The sequence below is a fragment of the 'Nostoc azollae' 0708 genome (assembly GCF_000196515.1).
Lineage (GTDB): Bacteria > Cyanobacteriota > Cyanobacteriia > Cyanobacteriales > Nostocaceae > Trichormus_B > Trichormus_B azollae.
The window spans coordinates 1814526-1827278 of record NC_014248.1 but is presented as its reverse complement, the minus strand read 5'-3'; the positions used below and the strand labels follow the sequence as shown (position 1 = coordinate 1827278).

At 38.4% G+C, this 12753-nt stretch carries 10 protein-coding genes and 4 pseudogenes; 10 read left to right on the top strand and 4 right to left on the bottom strand.

Annotation, left to right across the window (positions count from 1 at the left end):
• The first annotated feature begins 42 nt into the window (after positions 1 to 42).
• Positions 43 to 534: a gamma subclass chorismate mutase AroQ gene (gene aroQ / locus AAZO_RS26245; RefSeq protein WP_013190908.1), complete on the top strand. Its 492-nt coding sequence runs from the start codon at positions 43 to 45 to the stop codon at positions 532 to 534.
• A 168-nt stretch (positions 535 to 702) separates the two neighbouring features.
• Here aroQ and AAZO_RS08380 read toward each other — a convergent pair.
• Positions 703 to 1209 (bottom strand): annotated as a pseudogene (locus AAZO_RS08380) (pentapeptide repeat-containing protein).
• A gap of 61 nt (positions 1210 to 1270) precedes the next feature.
• Positions 1271 to 2776: an LCP family protein gene (locus tag AAZO_RS08375; protein WP_013190907.1), complete on the bottom strand. Its 1506-nt coding sequence runs from the start codon at positions 2774 to 2776 to the stop codon at positions 1271 to 1273.
• A gap of 214 nt (positions 2777 to 2990) precedes the next feature.
• On the opposite strand from AAZO_RS08375, the gene AAZO_RS08370 reads away from it, so the two are divergent.
• From AAZO_RS08370 to AAZO_RS08355, 4 genes are all read left to right on the top strand, one after another.
• Positions 2991 to 4055 carry a mannose-1-phosphate guanylyltransferase gene (locus AAZO_RS08370; protein WP_013190906.1) on the top strand — a complete coding sequence of 355 codons (1065 nt, stop codon included), beginning with the start codon at positions 2991 to 2993 and terminating at the stop codon, positions 4053 to 4055.
• A 244-nt stretch (positions 4056 to 4299) separates the two neighbouring features.
• Positions 4300 to 5943: an ABC1 kinase family protein gene (locus AAZO_RS08365; RefSeq protein WP_013190905.1), complete on the top strand. Its 1644-nt coding sequence runs from the start codon at positions 4300 to 4302 to the stop codon at positions 5941 to 5943.
• A gap of 6 nt (positions 5944 to 5949) precedes the next feature.
• A complete protein-coding gene (locus AAZO_RS08360) occupies positions 5950 to 6930 on the top strand; it encodes an ABC transporter ATP-binding protein (protein WP_013190904.1) in 981 nt (326 codons plus the stop codon).
• 27 nt (positions 6931 to 6957) lie between these two features.
• Positions 6958 to 7746, top strand: a complete 789-nt coding sequence (locus tag AAZO_RS08355; RefSeq protein ID WP_013190903.1) for an ABC transporter permease — start codon at positions 6958 to 6960, stop codon at positions 7744 to 7746.
• A 269-nt stretch (positions 7747 to 8015) separates the two neighbouring features.
• On the opposite strand, the pseudogene AAZO_RS42415 reads toward AAZO_RS08355, so the two are convergent.
• Both AAZO_RS42415 and AAZO_RS08350 read right to left on the bottom strand, forming a co-directional pair.
• Positions 8016 to 8286: pseudogene (locus AAZO_RS42415) on the bottom strand (transposase); the annotation flags it as partial.
• A 40-nt stretch (positions 8287 to 8326) separates the two neighbouring features.
• Positions 8327 to 8997 (bottom strand): annotated as a pseudogene (locus tag AAZO_RS08350) (serine/threonine protein kinase); the annotation flags it as partial.
• Between the two features lie 257 nt (positions 8998 to 9254).
• Here AAZO_RS08350 and AAZO_RS43540 point away from each other — a divergent pair.
• The 5 genes and pseudogenes from AAZO_RS43540 (at position 9255) to AAZO_RS08330 (ending at position 12729) form a co-directional block, all read left to right on the top strand.
• Positions 9255 to 10887: pseudogene (locus AAZO_RS43540) on the top strand (IS1634 family transposase).
• Between the two features lie 109 nt (positions 10888 to 10996).
• On the top strand, positions 10997 to 11239 hold the full coding sequence (locus tag AAZO_RS42410) for a hypothetical protein (protein WP_013190902.1): 243 nt from the start codon (positions 10997 to 10999) through the stop codon (positions 11237 to 11239).
• A gap of 176 nt (positions 11240 to 11415) precedes the next feature.
• Positions 11416 to 11802: a hypothetical protein gene (locus tag AAZO_RS08340; protein WP_013190901.1), complete on the top strand. Its 387-nt coding sequence runs from the start codon at positions 11416 to 11418 to the stop codon at positions 11800 to 11802.
• Positions 11803 to 11812: 10 nt separating this feature from the next.
• Positions 11813 to 12013 carry a hypothetical protein gene (locus AAZO_RS08335; protein WP_041639713.1) on the top strand — a complete coding sequence of 67 codons (201 nt, stop codon included), beginning with the start codon at positions 11813 to 11815 and terminating at the stop codon, positions 12011 to 12013.
• 218 nt (positions 12014 to 12231) lie between these two features.
• On the top strand, positions 12232 to 12729 hold the full coding sequence (locus tag AAZO_RS08330) for a hypothetical protein (RefSeq protein ID WP_041639712.1): 498 nt from the start codon (positions 12232 to 12234) through the stop codon (positions 12727 to 12729).
• Positions 12730 to 12753 lie beyond the last annotated feature (24 nt).

Genomic DNA, 12753 nt, shown 5'->3' with positions numbered 1-12753 from the left:
AATAATACCCAAGACATGTTAAGGCAGAAAGTAGAAAATCTTATGAAAGAAGGTAATTCAATGAAAGTGAATTATCGCAGAAAATTTTCAATATTGCCTATAAATATAATTCTAGTTGGGTTATTATTCGCTTGTCAGCATTTTGTTCTCTTCCCAGCTTGGGGTAGCGAATTAGCAGCTATCCATGATGTTTGTCAAGTCAAACAACAGCTACGGTTAGAAAAGTTACTCAGATTAATAAACCAGCTATTGCTGATTGCCCATGATGTTGCTCGCTGGAAGTGGAATAAAAAACAGGCTATACAAGATAAACGAGGAGAACAAGAATTACTCACCAAATTGAGTCAACAAGCAACTAAATATGGTCTAGAAGCCGATACTTTAACTAACTTTTTTCAAGCGCAAATTACAGCTAGCAAGTTAATTCAAACAGCAGATTTTCAACAGTGGGAACAGCAAGGGATTAGATCTTTCAAGAATGTACCAGATTTAAACCAAAGCATCAGGCCATCATTGGATCAATTAAACACATAATTTTTATCTGTATTAGCCAAACTTCAACCTGTTCTTAGCTCTCCAGCAATTCAAAAAATTATTAACTCACGTGCAGAAATAATTATTCCTGGGAATGGCATTAATCAGAATGTACAGCATTTTACTATTGTACCGCTATTAGATGTTAAAACTACCGCGTGTCCTTAGTTAGCGACACCCCAAACTATCCCGTTTAGAAAGACCAGTTACAGGATTAACACCATCAGCCCTTTCACACAATAGCGACACCTGATAACAGTCAATTCAAGCCTCTGTAAAATCAGCATCAGTGATATCCGCATTATAAAAACGGCTACGGGTCAAAGTGGCTTCTGTAAAAATAGCATTCTTGATATTAGCACCGTCTAGCGTCACGCGATCAACTAAAGCACCTGTTAAATTAACATCTTATAAATTTGCCTTGAGTAACACACCTTTAGTTAAAATAGTGTTAGTTAAGTTGGCACCTTGAAAATTTGCCCCGCGCATTTCTGAGGCCACAAAATTAACTCCTGTTAAATCAATATGAGAAAAGTCACGATGTTCTAAAGAAGCGTCGTTATAGTTAATGCTTTTAATTTGAGCAAAAGCAGGTTTAGGATTAATAATTATCCACAACCAAGCTAATATCAAAATCAACACTGAACTTAAAAATCTCAACAAAATTTTTTTCATAAATTCATAGGTAGTCATTGGTCATTTGTTAATCTTTTAACTAATGACTAATGACTAATGACTATTTCCAATCTTTACCAATGCGAATTGTCAGGTCAGAACCTAAATCTCCATTTGCAGAAACTTCAATTTGACCCAACCCTAAAACTCCTTGCAGTTCCACTCCTGGTTGTGAGTTTCCTTTCTGGACAATTATCTGTGTTTGACGCTGGGTATCAGGCCAATCAGGAACTGTGTAAATTTTTGTAAAACCTTTGCCTTTGAGATAGGTAATAACTTTTTCCGTTAACTGAGGTTGATTGGAAGCGTTTTGAATAGAAATTTTGAGACGAGATACAGGTCGTAAATCTGATTTTAAACTAGGTACATCTACCCCAACATAGTCATTCAATAAGCTTTGTTGTCCAGTGAGATTCAACCAATAACTATCTGGGTCTTTACTGAATTTACTAAATGTACCGGGTAGCATGGTCATTTGGAAATTATCCCTTTCTACATTTACAGAAAAATTCGCCAATGCCATCATTTCTTCCATTTTCAGGTTGGTGTCAAAATACTTTCGCATAATGCGAGTAATTTGAGGCAGCCTGGGTAAGACTGTGGGACTATTTAAACGTTGAACTAAAGCTGTGATGAGTGCTTGCTGTCGCTGTACTCTGGGTATATCACCTACACTTGATTCCCGGAAACGGGCAAATAATTCTGCTTGTTCACCTTTGAGTGTTTGCCAGCCGCTGACTAAATTCATCGACAAACCACCAGCGTTATCTTGATAATTCATCGCTTGGGGTACAAATACATCTACCCCACCTAATTGATCTACTAATTGCCGCAAACCGCTGGTAGAAATGCGAATATAGCGATCTATAGGAGCATTGCTTAAGGTACGACTGACTACCCGTGCAGCCAATACTGGCCCACCTTTGGCGTTAGCTTCAGATACCTTGGTTAATCCCTGTTCTGGGAGGGAAATCATTGTCCCTCTGGGAATTGAAAGCACGCGAATAGATTTATTGCTGGGATCTAGTCGAATCAGCAACATGGTATCACTGCTGCCCGCAAAACTTTCTGGAGAACCGTCAACAGTGCCTTTAACTGGTTCAATTCCCATGACTAAAATATTCATGGGTTTTGATAGTTGGTACTGAGAAAGTTTATTCCATAAATCCCCTGGTACTTTTACTTGGTCTTTGATGGTAGATCCAAAATCATCATCTTTAGCTTGATCTAGATTACTCCATAGCGGAGTCCATAAAGCCAAAGCTGATACTAGTAATCCAGATAAAATCATGCCGACGACAAAGGTTAAGATCCACAATAGCCACCGAGGCATTGTCAAACCTAAGCGTTCATAGAGTTCATTGGGGATAGCACCCACGGATTCAAGAACGTTTAGGGAATTATTTCTTGGCTGTTTTGGTTGAACCGCTTCCCCTGATCCTGGTATTGGGGTCGGTATGACCTGATTTTCCGTTCGTTGAAATTGTTGTGGTCTTCCCTCCTGATCTGAGACTGGTACTTGCTGAGGTATGACCTGATTATCTGACCATTGAACTTGTTTTATCACAATTCTCTCCCCACTCAACCACTCCCTAAAGGTATGTTAGTGCAAGCTGCAAATCTTGCCAGATTTTTAGATTTTTTTTGGGCTATTGCAATTTCCTACTGAGAAGTAAGTCATAAATTCAACATCTTCGCAAACAATACCAAATCTAAAATCTCAAATCCAAAATTGAATGAATGTACACTTGTATTATTATGAAGTAGGTGTATAGGACAATATGAGTAGTTCATTGATCCCTGTAATTCTTGCTGGCGGCAAAGGTGAGCGTTTTTGGCCTCTGAGTCGCCGAGATAGACCCAAGCAATTTTTAAGTCTTGATGGCAGTTCTAGAAGCCTACTCCAAGGTACTGCTGATCGACTGTTAACATTCGCTGGTGGTTGGGATAACCTGTGGGTTATCACTTCTAGTCAAATAGCTCAAGGAGTAAAAGAACAATTACCCGATCTGCCATCTCAAAATTTGCTGATCGAATTAGAGGGAAGAGACACCGCAGCAGCTGTTGCTTGGGCAAGTTTGGAAATTAAAAAGCGTTATGGAGAAGACGCCGTTATTGGCTTTTTCCCTGCTGATCACTGGATTGCCGATCAAGATGTGTTTGCACATACTTTAAGTGCGGCTACTGAGTTAGCAAATAGCACAGCGGCGATTGTCACTTTGGGGATCAAGCCTGTTTTCGCATCAACTGGTTACGGTTACATTGAACAAGGTGAAAAGATTGGTTGCTTTAATGAGTTGCCAGCTTATCACGTCAACTGCTTTACTGAAAAGCCCAACCATGAAACAGCAGAGACTTTCTTACATACAGGACGTTTTAGCTGGAATAGTGGTATGTTCGTTTTTCGGGCTCGGGTGGTTTTGGAGGAACTGCGTACCCATTCCTCTGAAATTATCGAACCTTTAGAACAACATGGCCCTGATATTTATCCCCAGTTACCTAAAAAAAGTATAGATTATGCGTTGATGGAAAAGACAAGTCTAGCATACGTTTTACCGGTGGAATTTGGTTGGGATGATCTAGGCGATTGGAATGCGATCGAACGCTTACTTAAACAAGAACATAATCCTAATGTTGAATTAGGTACCCATGTAGGGCTAGATACCCAAGGGGCTATTATTTATGCTTCCAATCCCGATGATGTAGTTGTGACTATTGGGCTAGAGGATGTGGTGATTGTACGCGATCGCAATGTTACCCTGATAGTTAAAAAGGAACGTACTCAGGAAATTAAGCAGATCCTCAAAACCCTGCAAAGTGATCCCCGATTTACTCACCTACTGTAAAAGTTAGAACCCTTGATAGAGGCTCAAAAGTCTTGTTATCAATTATAACTAGATTGTCTATTGTATTCTGTGACATTTAGGTTAATCAAGGATTTTGAGCCTGTAGTCAAGAGGACCGCTATTAAATTTAATATTTTTTAACTAAAAATATATTTCTTAATCAAAAGGACTCGGTAATTAACCAAGAATCAATCTTTTACCGTAATTGTTAATTTTTAATCCTGAATTCATCTGTCCCCAGAAAATGTTCTTAACCCAAACTGTACCCAGACAACGAGAAATTATTGAAGTAGTCCTCCGCAATGGCTGGGACTATATGCGAAGGCTGCTTACTGGTGGTAAAACGGATGAACCCCAACTACCTACACCAGCCATATTAAAAAATATTCTAGTGGATTTGGGTCCGGTATATGTCAAACTTGGCCAGCTACTTTCCACCCGTCCAGATTTATTAAGTGCTGCTTATATTGAAGAACTGTCAACTCTACAAGATGAAGTACGACCTGTTCCTTGGTCAGAAGTAGAAGTGGTGATCCGCAAACAGCTAAAACGCCCACTGGAAGAAACTTTTCGGATAGTTAATCATTTCCCTGTAGCTGCGGGATCAATTGCCCAAACACATCGCGCTACTCTAGCAGATGGACGGGTAGTAGCTCTCAAGGTACAAAGACCAGGGATCGATATTACTATTGCCCAGGATATCGCCTTAATTCAAGGTATCGCGGATTTAGTGGCGCGGACTGATTTTGGACGAACTTATGATATAAAAGCTATTGCTGAGGAATTTACTAAAGCTTTAGAAGCAGAATTGGATTTTACAAGAGAAGCTGGACATACAGACCAACTACGACGCAATTTATCCCAGAGTCGTTGGTATGATCCCACACAAATCGTAGTTCCGGAAATTTACTGGTATCTGACCACCGAGAAATTACTGGTAATGGAATGGTTGGATGGTGTTCCGCTGTTAACAGCAGAATTGAGTAGCAAAAATGGTCAAAATGCGAGCGCTAAACGCAAAGAAATAACTACCTTACTATTTAGAGTATTTTTTCAGCAACTATATATTGATGGCTTCTTTCATGCTGATCCCCATCCCGGCAACTTATTTTATCTCATAGATGACCGTGTTGCTCTTTTAGATTGTGGCATGATAGGCAGACTTGATCCCCGTACCCAGCAAATTCTCACCGAAATGTTGTTAGCCATTGTTGATTTAGATGCTCAAAGATGCGCTCAATTAACTTTACAACTCTCAGATTCTGCCCAACCAGTAATTTTATCTCGCTTAGAAAATGATTATGAGCGAATGCTGCGAAAATATTATAATGTCAGCCTGACCGAGATAAATTTCAGTCAAATAATCTATGAAATTTTACAAATTGCCCGCAATAATAAAATGCGCTTACCCAGCAATATGGGTTTATATGCTAAAACTTTAGCAAACTTAGAAGGAGTAGCGCGTACTTTTAACCCAGAAGTTAATTTATTTGATGAAATTAAACCACTAATGACCGACTTATTTAGTCGTCAGTTATTAGGAGATAATCCTGTTCGTTCCCTCCTGCGTACCGCCCTAGATATCAAAAGTCTATCCTTACAATCTCCCCGCCAAATTGAGCTATTATTAGACCGTGTAACCTCAGAAACCTTACAATGGAATCTATCACTAAGGGGTTTAGATGGTGTACGCCTTACAATGGATGATGCAGCTAACAGGCTTGCTTTTAGTATCTTAGTAGGTTCATTGATAATGGGAGCAGCTATTATTTCTAATCGAGCTACAACATCACAATTATCTTATGTTAGCAGTATCCTCTTTGCTGCTGCTAGTTTGTTAGGCTTATGGTTAATAATTAGTATTTTACGCTCAGGGCGTTTAAGGTGAAATAGTATGTCAATCATCGTAGCAGAAAACCTGAGTCAATCCTATCCAGTAGCAATTAAAGAACCTGGTCTTCGTGGGACTATCACACACTTTTTTCGCCGTACATATCGCAATATTAATGCTGTTCAAGATGTCTCTTTTAATATTGAACCTGGTGAAGTAGTCGGTTTTTTAGGACCCAATGGTGCTGGAAAAACTACTACTTTAAAAATGCTCACAGGGTTAATTCATGCTTCCAGTGGCACCGTCAAAGTTGCTGGATATGATCCCTTTCGTCGTCAAGAAGCATTCTTACACAAAATCACCCTAATTATGGGGCAGAAACAGCAATTAATTTGGGATCTACCAGCAATAGATTCCTTAAAAATTAACGCTGCCGTTTACAACATTTCTGATAAAGAATTTCATCGGCGAGTTGGCGAATTAACAGAAATGCTATCTCTAGAAACTAAACTAACCCAGCCAGTCAGAAAACTTTCATTAGGTGAAAGAATGAAAGCCGAACTGTTAGCATCACTTTTACACCATCCCCAAGTTTTATTTTTAGATGAACCAACTTTAGGACTAGACGTAAATGCTCAAGTTGGAGTTCGTGACTTTTTACGAGAATACAATCAACTTTATCAAGCAACAGTATTATTAACAAGCCATTATATGGCAGATATCAGAGCTTTATGTCAACGAGTGCTATTAATTTACCAAGGAAAGCTAATGTATGATGGGAGATTAGATGGACTATTAGAAAACTTCGCACCTTACCGAGAGATTTATGTCGAATTATCTCAAGTATTACCAGCAGAACAATTAATGTCCTATGGTGATATTCAACTGTTAGAAGGACGAGCAGTGCGGTTTATAGTGCAGAGAGAAGTACTCACTCGCACAGTATCACGAATTCTAGCTGATTTAGACGTGATTGATTTAACAGTAACTGAACCACCAGTAGAAGAAGTAATTGGCAAAGTTTTTAAATCTGGTGTTTTTTAAAAAACAATCAATAGCAAAATAAAAAATATGAAAAATTTTTTCAAAAAACCCCTGACTCTACTAACAGTATATTATAGCTATATGCTGGAATATCGATCAGAACTAATATTATGGGTTTTGTCTGGTTCTTTACCAATTATTCTTATGGGTGTCTGGATAGAAGCTGCAGAAGGAGGAAATTTTGAGTTAAGAGCAGTGGATTTTGCACGTTATTTCTTTGCTGTTTTTCTAGTTAGACAACTTACCGTTGTTTGGGTAATTTATGAATTTGAAAAAGAAGTAGTACAAGGTAAACTATCACTCCGACTATTACAACCTATAGACCCAGTATTTCACCATCTGTCCAACCATATTTCCGAAAGATTTGCCCGGATGCCTTTTGTATTTCTATTAATAGGATTATTTTTTATATTATATCCCCAAGCTTTGTGGGTGCCTAATTTAGCAAATTTAGTGTTTTTTACCTTGTCTGTGGTGCTGGCTTTTGCCTTACGTTTTTTAATTCAGTACACGCTGGCAATGTTAGCATTTTGGACAGAAAGAGCAACAGCTTTAGAAAATGTTTGGTTTTTATTCTCTCTGTTTTTATCAGGCATGATTGCACCTTTAGAAGTCTTTCCAGACGCGGTGCGAAAAGTAGTGATGTTTACACCATTCCCCTATTTAATTAATTTTCCTGCTAGTATTTTGGTAGGTTTACCAGTAGATTTAACAAGGGGATTTTTATCAACTTTAGGTTGGTTGCTGATATTTCTAGGTGCTAATCGTTTATTATGGCGTGCAGGATTGAAGCGGTATTCGGCAATGGGAGCATGAGCAATTCAAAGATTTACTTAAGCTGGTTTATTAACCTTGATTAATATCATTTTCACTGGAGTGGATATTTTGCATAATAAATAAATTCCTGCAATTCATTGAGAGTATTTACAGTTAAAACTCCTTTCTGAATATATATTTTTTAAAAGTTCCAAATCAGAAATTTGTGATATTTCCGGTATCAGTTCTAAACCTTCAGCACCAAATCTAACCTCTAAAGCCAACTCAATCCCTAACAGCCTTTCTTTTATGGGAAGATTATATTTTTATTCTGCTAATGCCGCATAAGCCCGCATTCGTTTGGGCATTTCTGGTTTATATCGTAATTCTAGCTCATTCTAGCTCGTTGAGTAAGACAAATTCGCCGTACTTCGGGCTGGTGGCTTTAACTAAGCCATCGCTTTCCCGGCTTATCCATTGAAATTCTGAATTGAGAATTTCTCCGGTGAGAATGTAGGGAATTTGTGTCACCCATTTTACCAAGTTTTCGGGAGCGAGGCTGATTAGTTTCTTGGTGCTGATATCTGCTTTCTTGAGAATAAAGGGAATAAGATTTATTTCACACAGAGGAGGAGAGAGATTAAAAGTTACTGAGTGTAGTTTTAAACTTATCTGCTGAACAAGGAGAATAATCTTCTAATTTAAAATCAGCAAATGGTTTTTCTCTCATCTATCTCTTAATGCTTCATCTAAAATGAATCCTTCAGCTTGTTTCTTGACTCCAATGATAATAATACTGCGTTGACAGGCGGTTGAATCCTGACTAGCTTGACAATCTTTTCCCTGAAATTGTCCCAAATTTAATAACCGATAACCTTTAACACTGCAAGTTTGACTAAATATCTTTTTTGCTCAAATTTGAATTTGCTTGGAACGCTCTAAAGCGCGACTTTGTTCGGCGGGTGTATCACTTTCACAAGAAGCTATTCCTACAGAGATAATCTCACTAGTACTTTCCATTATTCTCTGTATACCTTCTTGTTCTAAGTTAGATACAGAGTCGAGGGTAATAGTTTGATCGTTATATTCAATTTGATAGGTGCTGCCTAATTGCCATTTATATTCTACTGATAACACTGCAATATTGAACTCTGCTACTCTCCCTTGACTATCTTTGCCTTCTTCATAAGGAAAATAATCTACTTTGCCTCTTTTAACTGGCGTTTATCCATAGTCGGCAGTTAGAACTGTAAATTTAGTATTTCGGTTTGCTAGTGCTACTATCCACAGCAATAATAAGGAAACTAATAACCCACCTTCCGCACCCTAACTGTACCCTAACTGTCACAGATAGTAGTACATACGAACTAAGGCTCCTGCAAGGAAGAAAAGGCTTAATGAGAATAGTATGATTAAAATGGCAATAGAGTGAGAGAATAAAGTTTTGTAAAGAAGATAAAAGAAAAGAAAATTTAATGATTTAAAAATTAAATTAGAACAGAAGAAGAAATGATTGAATCACAACAGGAGTTGTGGATAATTCTGTTGTGGAATCAAAGCTTCAAAAAATGGAAATTCAAAACCTAGACCATTTAGGTATAGTAGCAGGAATAATAGACATCATAGGAGTAGTAGAAATAATCCTTGAAATTGGAGAGAAAGTGAGTCCGGGTCATTTAGTAAAAGCCATGATAATCAACGGGTTAGGATTTGTATAAAAACCCTTATATATGATATTTCCCTAAGATTTTGAAACAATCCCCTGTGACCATTTAATAAGAGCAGGAGTAACACCAGAATATCTCAAGGACGATAAACTGGGGAGATTCATGGATAAACTATTTATAAAAGGATTGGATAGAATATTCTTTATTGTCGCCTTAAAAGCAGCCCAAAAATTTGGAGTATCCCTATGAGCAGGGGAGCTAGACTCATCATAAATGGACGTACATTGGCAATATAATACCAGCTTACTAGAAGTAATATTTGAGAGTCAAAAAGTAGGAAATAATCAAGAACTAGAAGAATTAGCAGTAAAATCACCAAAAGAAATAACCATCACCTACGGTTATTATGGTGACCATAGACCGGAGTTAAAACAGTTGATCATAGAAATGATATGTTCAGGAGATGGAGACATACCAATATTTTTATAACTAGCATCGGGAAACCAAGCAGATTCATCATGCTTTGCTAAAATAGCAGTAGAGTACCAACAACAATTAAAAGTTAACAGTCTCATAGTAGCAGACTGGGCCTTATATACAGAATCAAATCTAAAAATGATAAATGATGTCAGATTTAAGCTGGTTATGTCCAGTGCCATTAAGCATAAAATCAGCACAATGATTAATATCAACATTACCAGAAACAGAATTTGTTGATGGTAACTTACCCCGATATGAACTAGCTTCAAAAACAGTAAATTATCCAGGAATAGAACAAAGATGGTTAGTAGTGCAAAGTCAAGAAAGAAGAGAATCAGACCTGGGTAAACTCTCACAAACAATTACCAAGGCACAATCAAAAGCTGTGCAAGATTTGAAAAAGTTATCACCAGAAAAATTTGCTTGTGAGGCTGATGCTATCAAGGGGTTATCTAAACTATTCAAACAATTCAAATATCACCAAATTAACCAGAGTAAAGTTACTCAAATCAAATCTAAGAAAAAAGATAGTTTAGGAGAGATATCCTCTGAAATATCAGCTACATTCTCCCAGAATGAAAGTAAAATTAATACAGAATTTCTGAGGGCAGGGCCTTTTATTATTGCTACAAACCTTTTGGATTCCAATGAACTTACCCATGACTCCATCTTGAGTGAATATAAAGCTCAACAGTCTTGCGAGAGAGGGTTTGCTTTTCTCAAATACCAATTATTTTTTGCAGACAGTATTTTCCTAAAAAGTCCAGAGAGAATAGAGTCCCTGGGAATGATTATGGGTTTATCTCTGCTGGTTTATACTTTAGGGCAACGACAAATTAGAACCCCTTCGAGAGAGTCTAAATCAACAGTAAAAAATCAATTTGGCAAACCAACTGACTGCCCCACTTTACGCTGGACTTTTCAATGCTTTCAGTCTATTTATTTAGTTACTCTTAACCAAGAAAAACACATCTGTCACTGGACTCAAGAGAGAGATTTCATTGTGAATTTTTTACCATATCATTGTTTTCCCTACTATCAATTACTTACCTAGTTTTTCTCTCTATTAATTTAATTTCTATCAGCAAATAACCTCATGTCTTTGATTTATAGCTCTATTTTACTAGAATTTCTTTTTTTACTTCAATCTATGAGTCTAAGTTATGATTTATCTCTTGAATATCTTCATTTATCTGTTGACTCCTCTGGGCGGTGTTCTTTCTTATTGCTCCTTATTGAGAATAGCTTTTGATGCTATTTTTGGTGCTTTACTGTTTCTCCAATGCCTTTTATCACTGCATATGTTTCTTTTTATGCTCCCTTGGATTTTTTGTCTCCGTAATTTCTCTCTGTGGCATTTTATGGTGCCGAATGTGGGTAATAAGTATTGCCGATACGAACAGTGAGCGCTTGTGCCAGAACCATATTTGAAGGCTAACCAGTAGCGCACAAGCAACCCCAACTACGACCCTTGGGCATTTCTCCAACACGATAGCCTGTAAGTCTTTCGCTCACTCCCGGCAGACAACCCGTTTAAGATTCACCTGGGCATCGGTGCAATAGTGTTCGGGGGAATAGCACTGTGGGCCACTTGCAAGGCAAGGGATTATCTAAGCTATATCAGAACTACGGAGCTACCAAACAATTTGAGGGAGTCAAGGCTAATTACTCTGTGAAACTGGGTGGGCAAATATTATCCATGTCTGGTAATGAGTTACTGAAATATTTGCGTGGTATCAAAATCGCTGAAGCTAGACAGTCGTTTATCGCGAACATCACACCAGCGCAAGTAACAGTCCTACTTATGGCGATGAGTGCTGAGTATTACAGAAAATTTGGGTATTTACTACATCCTAGGGCAAGCTTTGATAAATTTGAGCGCCCCCAGGCGCAATTACCGTACGGCATACCAGGGACTGTAACCGAGCAAGCACAGCAGCCAGCTATCGCTAACACTGACAAATACTAATGGATGAAAAATGCCATTGGCTACCCTGCTTTACTGTTTGGGGGCATGGGTTCGGGTAAGTCATGGACAACTAGAGAGATTGTCTGGCAGAAGGTCAACGCTGGATGGATGGGATGTTGTAGCTCTAGACCAGCAAGGCACTGAGGTTGAATGGCGAGGTGTGAGGCTGATTACTGGTTACAGGGAAATCCCTGATTTCATGCAATGGTAGATGGATGAGATGCGTTTGCGCTACGCTGCTTACCGTGAGTCGGGCATGACTGAGGAAGGAGCAATGGACGCAGCTTAAGGGCATCAGGTAAACAGTTATCCGTGATTTGTGAGGAGTTCACCACATGGACGGATCATATTATTGAACCGATGCCTCATGATGTACCTGACAACTGGAAACCTGACCCAGACTTCATTGGTAAATAGTTTCGCTGTCCCATGACTGAAAGCCGCAAACAGTTGATGATTCCCCTATTTGTAGCACACGACCCCACGATGGAGACTTTAGCCAAGGCTAAGGGACTATCTAAACTTAGAGATGCGGCTTTATTAGAGATTGAGTTAATCGCACAAGTTGACCCAATTACTACAGAGGTGACAGCATCAGGTATGGGGAAAGTTAAACTACCGGGGCATGGTCAATGGTTGCCGATTGAACTGCCTAAACTTGATCACAAACGGATTGATTTTAGGCTAAATAAATCCGTGAAAACTGATGAAGCACCGCCAATAGATAAAGCGACATTAGAAAGCATTTATGAACTGGAATTTAATATCGGTGGCAAGACTGGTGATACTCCAAATCAAAGAACTAAACTATCACCAATGGCGCAGGAATTGTATGAATACCTCACACGTACAGAGCGAATAGGAGCTCATGTAAGAGAGTTTAAATGCAATTTAAAAGTGAACTCAGAGAGATTCACTGTAGAGTAAATCAAGGGCTAGATGTACGAAATT